Raw genomic sequence first — 18,254 nt, 5'->3', positions numbered from 1 at the left:
CAGCAAAATAATGGTTAATTATTGCTAAATATGAAATCAATATGGCATATCAATATTATAGTTGAATCAAAGCCGCTTTTAAAAAACACCCCTGCTATAACAATAAACTTTGCAGTGGGTATAAAAAAAGCCTCATCATTTGATGAGGCTTTCTCTAATTTGGCGGAGCGGACGGGACTCGAACCCGCGACCCCCGGCGTGACAGGCCGGTATTCTAACCAACTGAACTACCGCTCCAAATTCTTTTAATCTAACGTCGAGATAATAAAGTTGTCTGTTTATGCCGTCAATAGATATTTATAACATTTTAATTTGATTAGCTAAAAAATAACCAATTAGTTTTTATCATCTGGTATTGTCAAATCAATATCATCGAGATCTAAATCTAAACTATCATCTTTTTTCTTTTTGCCAGTTTCAAGCTCTTCTTGCTGTAATCTAACCTCTGCAGCAGCTAACGCTTTTGAAAGAGCTTGCTTTTTACGCCAGATAATAAAGCCTATGATCCCGAGAAAAAACAATACCCCGTTTATCACTGCTATTAAAAAAACAGCATCTTCTTTAGCCTTTTCTTCTTCTGCCCTTGCGATAACAGCCGCTTTCTCGGCTAACTCTTCCGCACTTGGCGGTGGTGGCGGTGGCTCAACCAGATTAAAAAACATTTCAGGGATATTGAGCAGTATTTCTCGCCCACGAATAGTAGTACTCGCCACAGTTCCTTTTACACGGTAACTACCAAACGCTGAAACTGAAGGCAGAGGTAACATATATTCAGGTGTTGGCACTCCCATTAATACCACGGGCACATGCAAACCAGCAGGACCAACAAGCTCAAATTGAATATGGGTTTGAGACAATAAGACTTCGGCTTCATTGACCAAAACTTCTAAATACCAGGTTCCCGTTAGTGGATCTTCTGGAGCAACCATTTTTACGTTTACAGGCTGCTTAGACAGTAAAAAAGGCATACTATATTCACGTTCAAATATGTTGTTTCTCGCTGTAACACTTAATACATAATGGCCTGACGGTTGTTCTAGGTTAGTACTGCCAGTAAAAATTCCATCATCAGGTCGTTCATCTAAGTCTTCACCATTGTCTTTATATGCTCCAACTATAATAGTACCAGTGGCAAAATTATCATCACTGGGTAAATGTTGGCTAGTAAACTTTGATGTCCACTCAATCATAAATTCTAAACCTGGCATCCGCATGGTTAAATCATCAGCGGTTAATCGTGCAAGGACTTTTAATCGCTCACCTTGGTATAAAGGTTGCGGCAACGGTTCAACATCAATGTTAATTTTGGATACTTTTTCAATAGTTGAACCAGGTAAAACATCACCAAGCAATTGCCATGGACCTGGCGTTGGATTAGCTATTGAAATGATATCGCCAGTAATGCCATCTACCCATTTTACGGATTCAGGGTGTCTAGATGAGTACCATTTACTGCCATCTGGCTGCACGATAACCACGGGGGATGATCCATAATTACGTTGAACAATTAACGTAACCTGATCAACTTTATGATCGATTCTGAACCTATTTTTCAGTTCCATCGCATAGGGTGCGGGCACATAATTACTCATTGTGGTTGAATTAGCGACAGCCGCAAAGCTGCCTGTTGAAATAGACCAACAAAGGCTAGCAAGTATCGTTAACGTGTAAACACCCATTGATTTCATTAAGTGAATTATCCTCTCCAGAGGCATTTTCCTGATTTAGCAACTAAATCAAGTCTTTGTTCATGTAATATTATCTCATCGGCCGATGCGCGGATCACTTTAAGATTAAACGCATTTTGATCAATTCTTTTAATACCACCGGCCTCTTGTCCTGCTTTTTCACTGGATAAATTAAACTTGATCTGACCACCAGTCATAATCAAATAAACATCCGCTAAAATTTCAGCATCAAGTAATGCGCCATGATAGGTACGACGAGTATTATCAATACCATAACGGCGACAAAGCGCATCTAGATTGTTTTTCTGACCTGGGTGTAAACGCTTAGCTATCGCTAACGAGTCGAGGATTTGACAGATATCTTTGGTTTTAGGACCGACTGGATTAAGTTTAGAAAACTCATGATCCATAAAGCTGACATCAAAGTTTGCGTTATGCGCAACAATTTCAGCTCCATCAATAAAGTTAATAAAATCCTGCGCTATTTGATGAAATCTAGGCTCACCCGCAACACGTTCATCGGTTATGCCGTGAACTTGAATGGCTTCGGGATCGATAGCTTGCCCTGGGTTAATATACTGATGATATATACGTCCCGTTAAGCGACGGTTTATCACCTCAACACAGCCTATTTCTATGATCCTGTGACCAATGTAAATTGGGCCGCCAGCTTGATTCATGCCGGTTGTTTCTGTATCGAGAATAATTTGTCGTGGTGCTGAAGAAATGATATTCATTTATTTAGTCATCTTAAGGTTATGAGTATACTAGCGCCAAAATGTTACTTAAAAGCAAGTGTATCAATTCAATGACTGAACTAAAACAACTTCATATTTATACCGATGGCTCTTGCCTTGGCAATCCAGGCCCTGGCGGTTATGGTGTCGTGATGATCTATAAGCAAAAGCAAAAAGAATTGTCTGCCGGATTTGAACTTACCACCAATAATCGGATGGAATTATTAGCGCCAATTGTAGCCTTAGAGTCACTTTTTGATGCTTGTAACATTATTTTGATAAGTGATAGTCAATATATGCGTAAAGGGATCACTCAGTGGATCCATGGCTGGAAGAAAAAGAATTGGAAAACCTCAGCTAACGAGCCAGTTAAAAATGTCGATTTATGGAAGCGTCTTGACGCCGCCAGTCAAAAACACAAAATTGACTGGCGTTGGGTGAAAGGACATTCTGGCCAAATTGAAAACGAGCGATGTGATGACTTAGCCCGCAATGCTGCTATGGGTAATAATCTACAAAAAGATATTCATTATCAAGCCAGTTAACATCAACCCACTATTTAACTCTTAATCCAGAGCGCCCAGCAGAAGGCGCGGTGGACCAATTAGGGGCTTTAATCTTTTGTTTATCGCGTATAGGTGTATAAGGTGAGTCAAGTTTTCGCGCCACAATCAAATACATACCGCCAGTACTAGGCAACCAGTTTTGAAGTCGGTTATGCCAGCCGAATTTACTAGGGTATTGGGTCAACAAATGGTGATACACCAAACGATCATCGGTTAATACTTGATAACCCAATAAGCCTAACCAATCTTTCACTCTTGATGGCATATAGAAATGACCACTCCAGGGCAATTGAGATTGATACTTTGGCATTAATTTACCAAAAAAAGCAGGACTAATAGGATTAAAGCCTGCGATGATAACATATCCTCCCGACACAATTACCCTGTCCACTTCCCTGAGAATTTGATATGGGTCGGACTCATATTCAAGTAAGGCCGTCATGAGTACCGCATCAATACAATTTTGTTGTATGGGTAAGTGTTTTGGGCTGGCATTAATCGAAGCTTTTGGGTCTTGGTACACACTAAAATGATAGTTTATTTGGCAATGCAGGCTGTTAATAGCAGAGCTTAAAGGACCTAACTTCAATAAATGATAGCCAAATAGCCTTGGCCACCAGGCTTTAAGGGCTAAGTTGATTTCAGATTCAATGTAATCACCGCATGCAAAATCCTGCCAAATCATGGGTGTTGTTGCGTCATTAACATCTGATCCATCTAGCAAATTGAACTCCTAAAAAGCGCACATTATTGAACAAAGTCGCTGATATGTTTACTCTATCAAAACGAATGATGAAACTCGAGAATGATAATGTATCAAATCCACCGTATTGCCGCCTTTAATGATAATTATATTTGGTTAATTCAATATAACTCAAACCATGCATATGTTGTTGATCCTGGTTGTGGCCAAAGTGTGATTGATTATCTTACAGCAAACAACATTCAGTTGGCCGGCATACTCATTACTCATCACCACCATGATCATACTGGTGGTATCGGATTATTACAAAGCTATTATCAAGATAAATTAACCGTTTTCGGACCCTATAATGAGTCAATTACAGGATTGACTCAGCCGATAGAATTGACAGAACATCAAACTGATATACTACACATTAAAGATTGGAATACAGATATAAAGGTCATTAGTGTTCCCGGACACACTCGAGGACATATCGCCTATATTATGGATGATAATTTATTTTGTGGTGACACATTATTTAGCGGCGGATGCGGCCGATTGTTTGAGGGAACTGCACAGCAGATGTCACTTTCGCTGTCTATCTTGTCTCAATTACCAGATTCGACAAAAGTGTTTTGTGCCCACGAATATACCTTATCAAATCTAACTTTTGCTACTGTTGTCATGCCTGATAATCAGGTTTTACAAGATTACGTCTGTGAAGTTAACGCATTGAGAAATGATAATAAACCCACGATTCCAAGCAGTATTGGTTTAGAAAAGCGAGTTAATCCATTTCTTCAATGCGATGACCTTGCCGTTAAAACAGCTGTTGAATCACATTTAAATGAAAAACTTAATGATGAAATTCAAGTGTTTAAAAACCTAAGGCTATGGAAAGATAACTTTTAATCCTATATAAACAGAGTTTAATAAGACATTAAATATATTTTCTTTTACAATGTTTAATTCGGCTTTTCTTGACTGAGAAAAACTATCTCAAAAAACTAGAATATAATTGTATCAAATCAAGGTGTTGTGCCTTTATTTCAGGATATTTATTTAATGAAAACAAAGTTAACATTGCTTGCAGCTAGTATTATATTAGTTATAGGCTGTCAATCAGTAAAGCATGATATAGATACCGATCCTGTTATCAAAACCGCTTTAGTAAAAGTTCCTACCAAAACAAGCCAGCAACCTACTTCAATAGAAGACATTGAAGATGATTTAGCCCAAGCAAATGATGTTTGGCAGCGTATTCGAGATGGCATGCAACTGCGCATTGCTGATAAAGAGTTAGTTGAGTATTACCGTCAAAAATTTATCGAAAATCCACAGCATTTAGAAGTGGTGACCCAACGGGCAGAACCTTTTCTGTTCTTCATTCTAGAAGAAATTGAAAAGCGAAATTTACCCACAGAACTCGCCCTGTTACCCATTATTGAAAGCGCATTTGACCCTTCTGCAACATCAAGCAGTGATGCATCAGGACTATGGCAATTAACATTACCTACCGCAGCAGCTTTTAAAGTAAAAACCAATTGGTGGTATGACGGTCGACGTGATATCCGGGCATCGACAATCGCAGCTTTAGACTTATTAGAATATCTATATGCCAAAATGGATAACAATTGGATTTATGCCCTTGCAGCCTATAATTCAGGCGAAGGACGAGTGCTAAACGCGATAAAGCGAAATAAAAATCAAGGCACTGAAACAAACTTTTGGATGTTAAAACTACCAAAAGAGACTGCACATTATGTCCCACAATTATTAGCACTTGCTGATATAGTTAAAAACTCATCTGAGTTAGGTATTCACTTGGCGGCAATTGAAAATAAGCCGCGTATTGAAATGGTGAATATAGAAAGCCAACTAGACTTAAATTTAGCGGCCGAAATGGCTAATATTTCAGTCGAAGATCTTAAGCTTCTCAATCCTGGGTTAACACGATGGGCCACAGCACCAGAAGGGCCACATTACCTAACGATACCAATTGATAATGCCAAAAGCTTTAAGCGCTCACTTGCGTCTTTGGACCCAAATTCACGTATTAACTGGGTACGCTATAAGATTAAACCCGGTGACAGTATCAGCGAAATTGCCGATCAATTTGAGACATCCCCCACCCTGATACGTAGCAGTAATGGTATTAAAGGTAATAATATTACCGCGGGAAGATTTTTGATTATACCGATAGCAACTAAAGATGCAGATATAGAAAGTTTACATGCTGATCAACAGCTTGCACGCAAACCTGTAGTCAAATCAAGTACTAAAGGTCAATCATATTTGGTAAAATCAGGTGATAACCTCTGGAATATAGCAAAAAAGAATAGTATTACAGTGGCCCAGATAACCAAGTGGAATAAGCTTACTAAAGATCAATCCCTTAAAATTGGTCAAAACTTAATTTTTTATCCTAATGAAATAGCGCAAACAAACGGTTTATCTGAGAAAGTCGTCAATTATAGAGTTAAATCCGGCGATTCACTTGCCCGTATTGCAGCAACCTATAAAGTTACCGTTGCTGATTTAATTGAATGGAATAGCTTGCAGAAAAATAAATATTTACAGCCGGGTCAAATGTTAAAACTGCTAATAGCTAATAGCTAATAGCTGGGTTAAATTATTGAGTTATAAAAAACGGGTTAACTAAGTTAACCCGTTTTTTATTTATACGCTATATCATTTACGATCTAACAATAACTCCACAGAAATAACATTTACGACTGGTGAGCTACTTTCTGATACTAGACCTTTAAACTTAGGCTGTAATGTAAATCCACCTTTGTTGACTTGTTCCAAAATATCGCTAGGTATATTAAATTTTGATTTCAATGATTTACCAGCACCAATACGGATGTGCTTTATTGCCTGGGTAAACATCATGTCATCTGACCATGCCCAAACTTTCTGATTTTTTGGGTCAAGCAGCCATAAATCAGCCTGCATCCCAGAGTTGAACTGTAAATCAACTCCCATACTGCCTCTGTTAGTTACAATTAGCTCAACCGCCATTGACTTGGCATCTTGATAATATGGACTTATCTCTAACTTGGCGTGCAGCAATGATTCATTCACCGTTTGCATTTCATTTCCCGCGGTTAAGATGGCTTTCTTGTTAATTTGTTTAGCATGGTTAGCCTGTACATCCGAATTAACGCCGCCAGTACAACCTATTAAGGCTAATAAGCTTATTGCGCCTAATACCTTCCGCATTAGAATCCTCCTAATTTTTTAAGTAGACTGTCTTTCAATTTATCCTTTTCCTGATTTAATCTGCCTTTTAATAAGGCATCTGTGTCTAAAGCAAACTTAGGGTCTTGAAAACTACCATTTATACTTAACGGGATATCGATGCCTTTCAAGGTATCTTGCTCACTGCCTTGACCAGCAAGTGACCCTACTACTTTGGTGATCAGTTTATAATCAATATTTTGGCTAATAATATTAGCCGTACCTTTACCCTCTAATCTTATTAAAGGTGAGGACATTGATAAATCAGGATTGTTTAATACGCCTTCAAGTAAATTAAAGCTTCCGGTTAAACTGGTAAAATCAGTTTTAAGCTCCTGTGCATCTTGGGCTGATAAGTCTCCAGCGATCTTTTTCTGAGCACTGCGGATCATTTGCGGAATATTAACACCGTATAAGGACCCATCAGCAACCTCAAATTGACCATTGGCTAACAGTTGTTGTTTAAGCTTACTGGGGATAAGACTTGCCCCTTCACCCTTAGCAGAAAAGTTTGCTATACCTGATATCAAATCCACTTCAGCCAAATCAATTAATAGGGGCCGTATTTGTACCCCAGTAACTTGCTTATAAAATTGATATGTTGGCACACTTTTACGAGCATCAACTTTGGCAGAGACTGTGATATTACCCTGATACAGTTCTGCTGATAATTTTTTCAAATCAATAACGCCCTGCTTGATAACAGTATTCATTTGCCAGTTTTGAGTCAGTAAATTATTTACCTTGATCGTCTTGGCTTTTAAATTCAGGGTTAAATCAACTTGTTTAAGTGCAGATAAGTCCGGCTCTTTGTCACTTCCCGTACTGACTGTTGCGACTTTTTCTTCGCTCGCATCTGTTGCAGATTTTGGCAGTAGGCTGTCTAAATCAATATCACCGAATTCAATATCGAGCTTGATAACAGGAATAGTGTTGGCATAATTGAGTGCGACTTTAGCATCAGCTTCAATGTTATCAAGGGTTAACTGGCTAATAGTGAGTGTCACGTCTTTACTATTAAGCGCGATAACAACATCGGTAAGCAAATCTGCTTGTAACGATTTGTTCGGTAACGATTCGCCTTTAAAATTATTTGTAATCGAAAACTGATTGATATGAATACTATCCAATTTATCTGAAACTTTAATTTGCCCTTTACCTGCTGAGCTTAATTTCATTTCAGCCAATTCAGCGTCAAACTCATATTCTATATCAGCAAATTGCCCAAGTGAAAATTGACCTAACGTAAATGAGCTTAATGTAAAATGCTGCTCAGTTTTGGTTTGTTGATTAATGATATTAACTTGCATATTGGTTATAGAGATCCCACCAATATTAAGACTTGATAAGGCCATCGCTTGACCGTTGGATGCTTCTTCTGGTATTTGAGTCGTTTGCTTGTCTTCACCTAAGCCATAGAAACTGGTTTTTCCTTTTTTATCGGTAACTAAATTAACGGTCAAACCATCTAGAGCTAACTGTTCAATTTCGATTTCCTGACTCAGTAGCGGTATTAAAGCAACATTGGCAACTGCTTGATTAATTTCTAGCATGTGCTGAGGTTGAAATGAGTCCGGATTACTAAACGATATCGCGCCCACGTTGATCCCAATAGAGGGGAAAAAGCTCCAACTTAAGTCTTGGTTTATCGTTAACGTACGACCTGTCTGTTTTTTTACCGCATCAACAATTTGCGGTTTAAAATCATTAATATTGAAAAACAATGTTAAATACAGAGCGGCACATATGCCGATAACGAGGATGGATATAACCAACCATTTAATTAATTTCATCATTCTTCCTTAGTCTGTTATGAGTAAATTACTAATCTGATCGTGTATACACTATAAACTTAAAACTGATTGACTAATGGCTACTCCGTTCAAATCAGCATAAAGCATCATGCCATCAAAAATTTCGATTGAATTAATCTCAAGACTTACGCCTATCTCCCCCAAGTCGCGCTTCTCTGTTTTAATGGGGTTAACGCCAATTGCTTTTACACCAATATCCATAGTGTTAATTGTGGCGGCATCCCTTATGCAACCATAAATAACAATACCCTGCCATCCATTATTAACAGCGTCTTGTGCTATCATATCACCCAATAACGCCCGTCTAGTGGAGCCGCCACCATCAACGACCAACACCTTCCCATGGCCTGGTTTAGCTAGAATTGATTTTACCTTTGAATTATCTTCAAAGCACTTTACAGTTACGATTTTGCCTGAAAAAATGCTTTTTTGTCCAAAGGATAGCCAGGGTAAATTAATCAGTTGTAACTCTTGAGGGTATTGGTCAAACAGATCAGGAAGTAAATCAAGCATAATGCCTCCACACGATATAATTGAATAAACACACAACAAGCCTACTTAAAAAGCCATTAATGAACAAGTTGTTAAGCTTATACATGATGTAAAGTTAATAGAGACAATATGATTGCCAGCCTATTGAAGAGCACTTTCTATATTGCTTTAATTCATAAAATTGCTTAGCCCATAATCACTCTCAGTGTCACTTCAAAGCGTGATCGTATCCTCACTATTGCGGTTGTAGGGTCAAAATGTCGCAGTAAAAATCAATTAATCGATCTAGATCAAACTATTAACACTTATCTGTTAACTTATTTACATTTTCTATTTAAGCCTTGATTTAAATCAAGTTGGCCATCATTAGCGCGCCATATAGTTACCGTGAGGATATGAAAACCCTGACATTAAGAAGGTTACTTTATGGATACTCATGCAGCTCTATATGAACAAGGCAAACAGCGTCTTGATTATTTACGTGCACTAGCACCTAGACAGCCTGTTAGTTTAGAACAGAAGATGGCCGATAATGGCATCTATCGCCGAGATTTTATAAAGTGGAGTGCGGCTATGGCGGCTATGCTGGCGTTGCCACTCCCGTTCAGTACCTTAGTTGCAGAAGCCGCTGAATTAGCAGACAGAGTACCGTTAATTTGGTTACACATGGCGGAATGTACTGGTTGCTCTGAATCACTTATTCGCACCGACACCCCTAATTTAGATACCTTGATTTTTGACCATATTTCATTGGAATACCATGAAACCTTGATGGCAGCTTCTGGGTGGCAAGCGGAAGAGAATCTTGAAAATGCACTTAAAGAATACAAAGGACGCTACCTTTTAGCCGTTGAAGGCGCTATTCCTACCGCTAATAATGGCGCTTATTTGACTGTAGGTTGTAAAGGACACACCGGATTACACATCGTAAAAGAAGCTGCTGAAGGTGCTGCTGCTATCATCTCTGTGGGTACATGTGCAGCATTTGGTGGCGTGCAAGCCGCATACCCGAATCCAACTGGTGCAAAAGGCGTACATGAAGTTGTTGATAAAACAGTTATTAATCTTGGGGGCTGTCCGCCAAGTGAAAAAAATATCGTCGGCACATTAATGTACTTCATCATGTTTGGCAAACTCCCTGCTTTAGATATGTTTAATCGACCAAAGTGGGCTTATGGTGCTCGCGTACATGACAACTGTGAACGACGTGGGCGCTTTGATGCCGGTGAGTTTGTTGAAACATTTGGCGATCAAGCAGCTAAAGATGGCTATTGCTTATATAAAGTAGGCTGTAAAGGTCCATACACTTACAACAACTGTCCAACAGAAAGATTCAATCACCATACTAGTTGGCCAGTACTCGCAGGTCATGGTTGTATGGGCTGTTCTGAACCCAACTTCTGGGATGATATGGCAGATTTTGAAAAACCATTAGGGCGTCAACTTTTACACGGTATTGATGCTACGGCAGACACCATTGGCGCAGTCATACTAGGTGCAACGGTTGTCGGGATCGGTGCCCATGCTGTTGCTAGTGTATTTGCTAAGCCATTGGAGGATTAATCATGAACAAACGCGTAGTTATCGACCCTATCACCCGCATTGAAGGTCACTTGCGAGTAGAAGTTGAAGTCGATGAAAACAATGTCATCACAAAGGCTTGGTCATCATCAACTTTATGGCGTGGTATAGAAGTTATCTTAAAAGGCCGCACGCCGATGGACGTCGGCTTAATCGTGCAGCGTATTTGTGGTGTGTGTACATATTCACATTATCGCTGTGGTACCGAAGCGGTGGAAAATGCTTTAGGAATGACGATTCCTATCAATGCTAAATACCTTAGAAGTCTGATGCAATCTTCATTATATATGCACGATCATATCGTCCATTTTTATCACTTACATGGCTTAGACTGGGTTGATGTAGTATCTGCATTAGGTGCTGACCCCGCTAAAGCGGCGCAGGACTCACTAAAATATACAGACAAACCCATCGCGACAGGCGAAGGAGAATTAAAGGCTGTACAAGAAAGAGTAAAAGGTTTGGTTGATACTGGTAAGTTAGGCCCGTTCGCCAATGCCTATTGGGGCAATAGCACTTACCGTTTTAGCCCTGAACAAAACTTAATTGCCTTATCACACTATTTAAAAGCTCTAGAAGTACAACGAGTTGCTGCCGAAATGTTGGCTATTTTTGGTGGAAAATCCCCTCACCCACAATCATTGGTGGTTGGCGGGGTAACCTCTGTACGCGACATGTTGAGCCCGGCCCGTTTGCAAGAGTGGAAACAGAAGCATGCCATTGTGCAAGATTTTATTGAACGCGCTTATCAAGCAGACATAGTGATGGCTGCTGATGCATTTGGTGCTGAACCTAGTGTGTTAGGTGGCGTAAATGTGAAAAGCTTTCTGTGTACAAATGACTTTTTAATGGGAGATGGTCAGTTTTTATTTGAGCAAGGCGTAATAACGCATGGCGACTTGGCAAACGTGACTGATATTAACCCCGATTTAATCAAAGAAGACGTGACTCACGCTTGGTATAAAGCTGATGGCGCGCAGCATCCCTATGACGGTACAACGGTGCCAGATTACACAGGTTTTGTCGAAAGAGACACAGTGTATGGCAAGTTACCAACTTTAGATGGTGACGGTAAATATTCCTGGGTTAAATCACCACGCTACCAAGATGAACCAATTGAAGTAGGCCCACTCGCTTGCTTATTAGTGAACTATGCCAAAGGTAACCAAATTGTTGTTGATGCCGTTAATGGTTTATTAACTGCAACAGGTTTGCCAATTGATGCGCTGTTTACCACCTTAGGTCGCACCGCAGCTCGAATGCTGCAAACAGTATTAGTAGGTCAAGCCAGTTTAAAAACCTTTGACGCGTTAGTGACTAATCTTAAAAGCGATGAAGCTACCTACATAACGCCACAAATTGACGTTGATAAAGAATACGTGGGTCATGCCATGAATGAGGCTCCTAGGGGAATGCTCAGTCATTGGATAAGAATTAAGAATGGCAAGGTAGAAAACTATCAAGCGGTAGTGCCAACCACCTGGAATGCGGGACCAGTTGATGCTAACGGAAAAATGGGACCTTATGAGGCCTCATTAATCGGCTTAACACTTGAAGATCCTACTAAGCCATTAGAAGTTATTCGTATTATTCACTCATTTGACCCCTGTATGGCGTGTTCAGTGCATGTGATGGATTACAAAAAACAAACCTTAGGCCAATTTAAAATTGATCCTAATGGGTTTTAATCTTGAGTGAATTCAATATGGAGGGATGACTTATGCAACATCAAGCAACCCATACAAGGCACTACATTTTTACTCCAGCCATTCGAATATTTCATTGGCTAAGGGCATTATCGATACTGATATTGGTGATCAGCGGGTTTTATTTGGCATGGCCATTTCTAGTCGCGCCTGGCACATCTGATGTATTGGTTCAAGGTTGGATCCGTTTTGCACATATCATTTTTGGTTTTGCATTAACGGCAATTACCCTAGCACGCTTTTATTTGTTCTTTTTCAGTCGGCATAATATTGAAAGACGCTCATTTAAAGACGTGTTAAGTGTATCGAGTTGGATGAGTCAATTAAAATCGTACTTATGGATGGGCAAACTGAATAAAGCAGGAGTTTATGGTCCACTACAGTTTATGACTTACGTCGCCATATCTTTTGTTGCTTTGCTTATCTGTATTACGGGCTTAGTCCTGTACGCCAATGTCTATCACCAAGGTTTGGGGGGCGCACTTTGGGAAATGTCGGCTTGGATCACAGCGCAAATGGGCGGATTAGCGTACGTTCGAGTCATACACCACTATTTAATGTGGGCATTTATTATATTCGTTGTTATCCATGTTTATATGGCGGTGTGGTCAGGCATACGCTTTAGACATAACTCTGTAGACTCCATTGTATCGGGCTATGATTATCACAAGGATCATTAAAACCCATGAAAAAAATACTCATATTGGGTATTGGCAATGTGTTGTACGCCGATGAAGGTATCGGCGTACATTTCGTCAATTACATCAAAGATAAATATCAATTTAATCACCTTTCCCATCAAATAGATTTAATTGATGGCGGTACCCTAGCACAAAGTTTAATCCCATTGATTTGTCAGTATGATCAACTCATTGTGGTCGACACTGTCAATAGTTCAGAAGCCAAAGCAGGCGATGTATTCTTTTTTGATTTCGACCATGCCCCTGCTGAAATTGACTGGCAAGGCAGCGCACATGAAGTAGAAATGTTACAAACATTAACCATGATGGATATGGTCGGCGATCGCCCTGCAACTCAAGTATTAGGCGTTATTCCAACGGTAATAGAACCGATGACATTAGGGTTAACACCTTCTTTGATTGCCGCTATTCCTGTGATGGAAAAAACCCTGCTTGGTTTTTTAGATGAGTTTGGAATTACCGCAGTTCAGCAACAATCCATTAAAATTGAAGATGTCATCCCCGATGCATATAAACGTGGAGTCAGCTATGAAGCACCTCATTCAGTTTGAGTTTGTTTGCCTTAAACCTGTGCCGCTTTACGCATATCTTTGCCATTATTTTACGTTACGCACTGAATTCGACATTAGCTTCGGTATCGTAAAGGATGATAAACAGCTAACACATTACATAATTGAAGCTTGTGCACTACAAACAGAATTAGAAAGCCTTGCCGATGAAATTGCAGCAAATTTTCTCCTATCGGTATGGTTAGTTGATACTGAGATTAAACGAATACACAACAAACAATTCCCCCCGTGGATGCACTTAAATCACTATCATCAGCGCCACTGTTTTTTTGCCAACATTGCCAACCTATTTTTGGCGATAATCAAAGCCAACAGTTTGGAGAGCTTAACCTGTTATGTGCTCACTGCCATGGTGAAACTAAACTCACAGCAGTTCAACAAGGCCTAACAGCAAATGATATCCGCGCTATGGTCGATACACTGCTAATTCAAGGTGAATTACCGCTCTTAAGCGAGAAATTAATTCTCTCAATAGATGAACCGTTAAAAAATTCAACTAGTGAGTCGCTGTCAGAGCACCTTACCTTAAGACCGCATATTTTGATGTGTAACCCAAATACCTTAAATGCTCAGTTTTTAGTAAATGACTATCAGGTATTGGCTTTATCCAGTATTGAAAAACCTATCTTGACACTGGTCAGTTGTGATAAACAAACCGAGTCAGAAAACTGCAGTCATGCGATTCGATATGATGTTCAATTTGCTTATAACCGACTACTGCAGGTCATTTGTGAACGATTAAGACAAAAAGGCATTAATTGGGTTTATATCTCCCCGACTGTCGATAAAAAACGCTTACAAGCTAAACATGCAGAAGTAAACAAGCCATTACGATTAGCGCGAGTTAATCATCAATGGATTGAAATACAACAGACAACAGAGGCTATCAGTATTGATATTTTACAGCCTTGCTTGCATGATCATGCTGTTTTTAATGACGGTAATAAACAATTCACCGCAACAGACCAGTCAAATAGCCAAGATCACCTTAAAACAATCTTTTTAAGCCACAGTATTTATAGCGAAGAAGACTTAGCCGCCAATGCTGAACAGATAACAACAAATTTATCAGAAAATGATCAACATTTAGGCTATCGATCTCTACTCGCAGGGCTGGCAAATAGGCCTGATAAACCCAAAAATGCCGCGGTATTGTATTTTAGCCAGCAGCATAAAAGTCAAATTTTCACTTTAGATGGCCAAAGTAAAGCTGAATGTTTTTTCGAATTTGCCGCGATACCTGAAAATGGTTATGAAATATGTCATCAAATTCTCTCCAGTAAACAAGCCCCTTTACTCAACAAATTTAAACAACAATTTCCTCAAAGTTATTTGCGTTTACTTGACCTTAAGCTACCGCAGCAAAACGCTAACTTAAGTGGTTTATTGCCTATGGCGGCAATTATTATCGGATGTCCTATCAATGAAAACTCGCCGCACTCAGTTACACAACAATTACTCGATGGCATCATCAGCCTTGCACAATGCTATCAAGGCAGTAACGCCCCGAGAATTGATTTCCAATTAGTTAAAGGAGAAGCCGTAAGAAGTCTTAATTGGTGTAAAACACTCGGTACTTTGATGAGTTTTAGAATTGCCGGTGAACAAGATAAAGCAAAACTTGCTTATGGATTTTTTGATTCTTTCGCTGATTATTTGAGTAATTGGTTAGCGCATTTGGATCAAAATATAGGTATCAATCAATTAGTGTTAGCGGGCAGCGAATTTAGCTATCCCCCTTTAGTGCGTCAAATACAGTTAAGGCTCGCTAATAATTTTACATTAGTGGTTGATTCTCAGATGGATTTAGACGGTGCCAATATTGCTGTCGGTGGCTTATTACTGCCCATACGCCGACGTGGTGGGGCTGTCTAATGGCCCCAAAAACCACTACTTTGATGTGCCAAAAACGCTTAATGGCCAAAGGCATTGTCCAAGGTGTGGGTTTTAGGCCATTCGTGTATCGCCTTGCAGATGAGCTCAAACTTGCGGGAACGGTACTCAATGACAACCAAGGGGTTGAGATTGTCCTACAAGGTGAGTCGGTTAAAATAGACTTGTTTATTGCTAGGTTGCAATCCTCGCCACCGCCACTAGCAAGAATAGATGAGCTAGTCTTTGTCGAGGAACCTATCAGCACAACATTTGATCATTTTAACATTTTACAAAGTGAGACTAGCGATTCCCAGGCCATAGTGGCGGTGTCTGCAGATAAAAGCACTTGCGCGGATTGCTTAACTGAGATGCAAGATAAACTCAATCGCCACTATCTTTATCCGTTTACCAACTGCACCAATTGCGGGCCTCGCTATACGATTATTAAACATCTACCCTATGACCGTCATTTCACGTCCATGGCTGACTTTGATATGTGTGAACAATGCGCTAAAGCCTACCATGACCCTTTTGATAGACGTTACCATGCACAACCCGTTAGCTGTAATCATTGTGGACCACAACTAAGTTTATATGTCGATAATGTCCAAGTGAATTGCCAATCAACCGAGGTGATAACCCAAACGGTAACCTTACTCAATCAAGGTAAAATAGTTGCATTAAAAGGATTGGGGGGATTTCATTTAATTTGCGATGCTACCAATGACGCCGCGGTAATCACCCTTAGAAAACGTAAACATCGCCCCGCTAAACCCTTAGCGGTTATGGCTGCTAATCTTGAGCAAGCTAAACATTTGGCGGTAGGTACTGACGTTGAATGGCAAGTTGTAGACAGCGCTGAAAAACCCATAACTTTACTTACAAAGATGACTCGTTCGTTAGAAGCATTAGTCAATCCCGACTGGTTAGATCGACAACCGTCTAAAGATACCAGATCCGTTTTAGCAAAAAGTGTTGCTCCGGGGATAGATCGCATCGGGATATTTTTACCCTACACACCTTTGCATCATCTATTACTCCAACAATTTAACAAGCCTATCGTGGCAACTAGTGCTAATCGCAGTGGCGAACCTATTATTTGCAGTCTGGACGGTATTATTAGCCAATTAGGTCATGTAGTCGATGCCATTGTTGACCATAATCGCCCTATCGCCAATGCATGTGACGACAGCGTGGTACAGGTGATTAATGACCAATTACAAGTGATACGACTTGCCAGAGGTTATGCTCCACTCACCCTTGCCCATGGATTAGAACCCTCAAATTTTGAGCCTACACTCGCCGTTGGAGCGCAACAAAAAAACACGATTGCATTGGCGTTTAATCGTAATATGATTTTATCGCCACATATTGGTGATTTATTCAGTCTTGAAGCAGAGCAGTATTTTGAAGATAACTTAACTACATTCAAACGACTTTATCACTTTAGTCCCAAGTGCATTATTAACGACAACCACCCCGAATATGCTCCCAGCCAATGGGCAAATCGCTTTATTGCCCAACATTGTGGTGTGACGCCATTATCGATCCAACATCATTATGCTCATATTCTTGCGGTAATGGCCGCTAACCAATATCGGGATAAAGTGATTGGTTTTAGTTTTGATGGCACAGGCTTAGGTGACAAAGGTATCCTTTGGGGCAGCGAGGTGATGCTGGCTGATGTGAACACATTTACGACACTCGCCCATTTTAGTGAGTTTAAGTTGATTGGCGGTGAACAAGCCATCAAGCAGCCAGTTCGCATATTGTTGGCATTGTTATTTGATTCATACACAGTGACCCAGATTAGCCAAATGCCAATTCCGGCGATTAAACGCTTGTCACTTATTGAACTTAATAATCTACATCGATTATGGCTTAACAACAGTCACTGTATTCCCTGTCGAGCAGTGGGCAGGATATTTGATGCACTTGCTGTCGCACTTGGGCTTATTGAGTTAAATGAATTTGAAGGTCAAGCCGGTATGTTAATCGAGGCGCAGGCGGCTAAAACCATGCCATTAACGGCTATAACTGTTATTGAAGCGCGAGATTCATCAGTGATAGGCAGTGCTAATGTTAATGCCGAACAAGTCAGTTTATTATCCATAAAATCTTTACCACAAGCGGATATTATTATTTGGCAAAGCCAAGAATGGTTTAAAGATATCATTGAGATAATTTGTCATACCAAAGCCCCTGCGAAAGTATATATCCCCAAAATCTGCAATCAATTTATCAGGGCGATCGCAGATTCAATTAAACATATTGCGCAAGAGTATCCTCAATATCCCATGGTATTGACCGGCGGTGTTTTTCAAAATAAACACTTATTGAGCCATTGTTTAACCGATGCAGAAACTGACAATCATCTTGTGTTGTCTCCTAAACTGGTGCCAATAAATGATGGCGGTATCGCATTAGGCCAACTTTGGTATGCATTACACTGTTATCAAAATAAAAGTGAGACAAAACAGGGTGAATAAAATGAGACCCGTGTCGCAAAACTGAATTAACGTTTTGTTAACAGTCAAACATTTTCCCAAAACTGATATTCATCAAAGTTTTCATATCCATTCTGGCGCAGAATTATT

Annotated in this window: 16 protein-coding genes and 1 tRNA gene; 10 read left to right on the top strand and 7 right to left on the bottom strand. The window is 39.9% G+C overall.

The genetic code is table 11. The annotated features are described in order from the left end of the window. Positions 1–160: 160 nt before the first annotated feature. The 3 genes from ACRWQL_RS19815 to dnaQ all read right to left on the bottom strand — a co-directional run bounded on the left by ACRWQL_RS19815 (position 161) and on the right by dnaQ (position 2,425). Positions 161–237: transfer RNA gene (locus ACRWQL_RS19815), tRNA-Asp, on the bottom strand. Positions 238–335: 98 nt separating this feature from the next. Next, positions 336–1,715, bottom strand: coding sequence for a TIGR03503 family protein (locus ACRWQL_RS19810; RefSeq protein WP_434951797.1), 1,380 nt, complete (start codon positions 1,713–1,715; stop codon positions 336–338). After that, complete coding sequence (dnaQ, locus tag ACRWQL_RS19805) at positions 1,697–2,425, bottom strand: DNA polymerase III subunit epsilon (protein WP_434931863.1); 729 nt, start codon at positions 2,423–2,425, stop codon at positions 1,697–1,699. Before dnaQ ends, ACRWQL_RS19810 begins: the two co-directional genes overlap by 19 nt. Positions 2,426–2,496: 71 nt before the next feature. Here dnaQ and rnhA point away from each other — a divergent pair, with 71 nt between their 5' ends. Beyond that, complete coding sequence (rnhA, locus tag ACRWQL_RS19800) at positions 2,497–2,970, top strand: ribonuclease HI (protein ID WP_434951795.1); 474 nt, start codon at positions 2,497–2,499, stop codon at positions 2,968–2,970. 10 nt (positions 2,971–2,980) lie between these two features. Here rnhA and ACRWQL_RS19795 read toward each other — a convergent pair whose 3' ends face one another. Next, positions 2,981–3,676, bottom strand: a complete 696-nt coding sequence (locus ACRWQL_RS19795) for a class I SAM-dependent methyltransferase (protein WP_434929044.1) — start codon at positions 3,674–3,676, stop codon at positions 2,981–2,983. Between the two features lie 126 nt (positions 3,677–3,802). Between ACRWQL_RS19795 and gloB the strand changes: the two genes are divergently transcribed. Further along, a complete protein-coding gene (gene gloB, locus ACRWQL_RS19790) occupies positions 3,803–4,588 on the top strand; it encodes a hydroxyacylglutathione hydrolase (RefSeq protein WP_434951793.1) in 786 nt (261 codons plus the stop codon). A gap of 153 nt (positions 4,589–4,741) precedes the next feature. Further along, complete coding sequence (locus tag ACRWQL_RS19785) at positions 4,742–6,295, top strand: LysM peptidoglycan-binding domain-containing protein (RefSeq protein WP_434951791.1); 1,554 nt, start codon at positions 4,742–4,744, stop codon at positions 6,293–6,295. Positions 6,296–6,367: 72 nt separating this feature from the next. Here the strand turns inward: ACRWQL_RS19785 and ACRWQL_RS19780 are convergent, their stop codons facing one another. Genes ACRWQL_RS19780 through ACRWQL_RS19770 form a run of 3 tightly spaced genes read right to left on the bottom strand, consistent with a single transcriptional unit; the run spans position 6,368 to position 9,246 of the window. Continuing rightward, complete coding sequence (locus tag ACRWQL_RS19780) at positions 6,368–6,901, bottom strand: BsuPI-related putative proteinase inhibitor (RefSeq protein ID WP_434951789.1); 534 nt, start codon at positions 6,899–6,901, stop codon at positions 6,368–6,370. Further along, positions 6,901–8,712 (bottom strand): AsmA family protein, encoded by a 1,812-nt coding sequence (locus tag ACRWQL_RS19775; protein ID WP_434951787.1) that lies wholly within the window; start codon positions 8,710–8,712, stop codon positions 6,901–6,903. Before ACRWQL_RS19775 ends, ACRWQL_RS19780 begins: the two co-directional genes overlap by 1 nt. A gap of 51 nt (positions 8,713–8,763) precedes the next feature. Next, a complete protein-coding gene (locus tag ACRWQL_RS19770; protein ID WP_434951785.1) occupies positions 8,764–9,246 on the bottom strand; it encodes a putative 4-hydroxy-4-methyl-2-oxoglutarate aldolase in 483 nt (160 codons plus the stop codon). A 405-nt stretch (positions 9,247–9,651) separates the two neighbouring features. Between ACRWQL_RS19770 and hyaA the strand changes: the two genes are divergently transcribed. The 7 genes from hyaA to hypF are packed head-to-tail and all read left to right on the top strand — an operon-like array spanning position 9,652 to position 18,146. Then, positions 9,652–10,788, top strand: a complete 1,137-nt coding sequence (hyaA, locus tag ACRWQL_RS19765) for a nickel-dependent hydrogenase small subunit (RefSeq protein WP_434951784.1) — start codon at positions 9,652–9,654, stop codon at positions 10,786–10,788. 2 nt (positions 10,789–10,790) lie between these two features. Then, positions 10,791–12,494 (top strand): nickel-dependent hydrogenase large subunit, encoded by a 1,704-nt coding sequence (gene hyaB, locus ACRWQL_RS19760; RefSeq protein ID WP_434951782.1) that lies wholly within the window; start codon positions 10,791–10,793, stop codon positions 12,492–12,494. 32 nt (positions 12,495–12,526) lie between these two features. Continuing rightward, on the top strand, positions 12,527–13,192 hold the full coding sequence (gene cybH / locus ACRWQL_RS19755) for a Ni/Fe-hydrogenase, b-type cytochrome subunit (RefSeq protein ID WP_434937773.1): 666 nt from the start codon (positions 12,527–12,529) through the stop codon (positions 13,190–13,192). 5 nt (positions 13,193–13,197) lie between these two features. Then, positions 13,198–13,764, top strand: coding sequence for a HyaD/HybD family hydrogenase maturation endopeptidase (locus tag ACRWQL_RS19750; RefSeq protein ID WP_434951780.1), 567 nt, complete (start codon positions 13,198–13,200; stop codon positions 13,762–13,764). After that, entirely contained in the window at positions 13,742–14,170 is a 429-nt protein-coding gene (locus ACRWQL_RS19745; RefSeq protein WP_434951778.1) for a hypothetical protein, read from the top strand. Before ACRWQL_RS19750 ends, ACRWQL_RS19745 begins: the two co-directional genes overlap by 23 nt. A gap of 20 nt (positions 14,171–14,190) precedes the next feature. Beyond that, positions 14,191–15,657: a NiFe hydrogenase gene (locus ACRWQL_RS19740; protein WP_434951776.1), complete on the top strand. Its 1,467-nt coding sequence runs from the start codon at positions 14,191–14,193 to the stop codon at positions 15,655–15,657. Beyond that, positions 15,657–18,146 carry a carbamoyltransferase HypF gene (hypF, locus tag ACRWQL_RS19735; protein ID WP_434951774.1) on the top strand — a complete coding sequence of 830 codons (2,490 nt, stop codon included), beginning with the start codon at positions 15,657–15,659 and terminating at the stop codon, positions 18,144–18,146. Before ACRWQL_RS19740 ends, hypF begins: the two co-directional genes overlap by 1 nt. The last annotated feature ends 108 nt before the right edge of the window (positions 18,147–18,254 follow it).

This window comes from Shewanella sp. HL-SH4, assembly GCF_051164845.1.
Taxonomy (GTDB): Bacteria; Pseudomonadota; Gammaproteobacteria; order Enterobacterales; family Shewanellaceae; genus Shewanella; species Shewanella glacialimarina.
This window is presented reverse-complemented; position numbering and strand designations above follow the sequence as displayed.

Coding starts and splice junctions, on each gene's coding strand:
- ACRWQL_RS19745 (WP_434951778.1), top strand. CDS start 13,742: ATGAAGCACCTCATTCAGTTTGAGTTTGTTTGCCTTAAACCTGTGCCG.
- gloB (WP_434951793.1), top strand. CDS start 3,803: ATGTATCAAATCCACCGTATTGCCGCCTTTAATGATAATTATATTTGG.
- ACRWQL_RS19740 (WP_434951776.1), top strand. CDS start 14,191: ATGGTCGATACACTGCTAATTCAAGGTGAATTACCGCTCTTAAGCGAG.
- cybH (WP_434937773.1), top strand. CDS start 12,527: ATGCAACATCAAGCAACCCATACAAGGCACTACATTTTTACTCCAGCC.
- hyaA (WP_434951784.1), top strand. CDS start 9,652: ATGGATACTCATGCAGCTCTATATGAACAAGGCAAACAGCGTCTTGAT.
- hypF (WP_434951774.1), top strand. CDS start 15,657: ATGGCCCCAAAAACCACTACTTTGATGTGCCAAAAACGCTTAATGGCC.
- ACRWQL_RS19750 (WP_434951780.1), top strand. CDS start 13,198: ATGAAAAAAATACTCATATTGGGTATTGGCAATGTGTTGTACGCCGAT.
- hyaB (WP_434951782.1), top strand. CDS start 10,791: ATGAACAAACGCGTAGTTATCGACCCTATCACCCGCATTGAAGGTCAC.
- ACRWQL_RS19770 (WP_434951785.1), bottom strand. CDS start 9,246: ATGCTTGATTTACTTCCTGATCTGTTTGACCAATACCCTCAAGAGTTA.
- ACRWQL_RS19810 (WP_434951797.1), bottom strand. CDS start 1,715: ATGCCTCTGGAGAGGATAATTCACTTAATGAAATCAATGGGTGTTTAC.
- rnhA (WP_434951795.1), top strand. CDS start 2,497: ATGACTGAACTAAAACAACTTCATATTTATACCGATGGCTCTTGCCTT.
- dnaQ (WP_434931863.1), bottom strand. CDS start 2,425: ATGAATATCATTTCTTCAGCACCACGACAAATTATTCTCGATACAGAA.
- ACRWQL_RS19780 (WP_434951789.1), bottom strand. CDS start 6,901: ATGCGGAAGGTATTAGGCGCAATAAGCTTATTAGCCTTAATAGGTTGT.
- ACRWQL_RS19795 (WP_434929044.1), bottom strand. CDS start 3,676: ATGATTTGGCAGGATTTTGCATGCGGTGATTACATTGAATCTGAAATC.
- ACRWQL_RS19775 (WP_434951787.1), bottom strand. CDS start 8,712: ATGAAATTAATTAAATGGTTGGTTATATCCATCCTCGTTATCGGCATA.
- ACRWQL_RS19785 (WP_434951791.1), top strand. CDS start 4,742: ATGAAAACAAAGTTAACATTGCTTGCAGCTAGTATTATATTAGTTATA.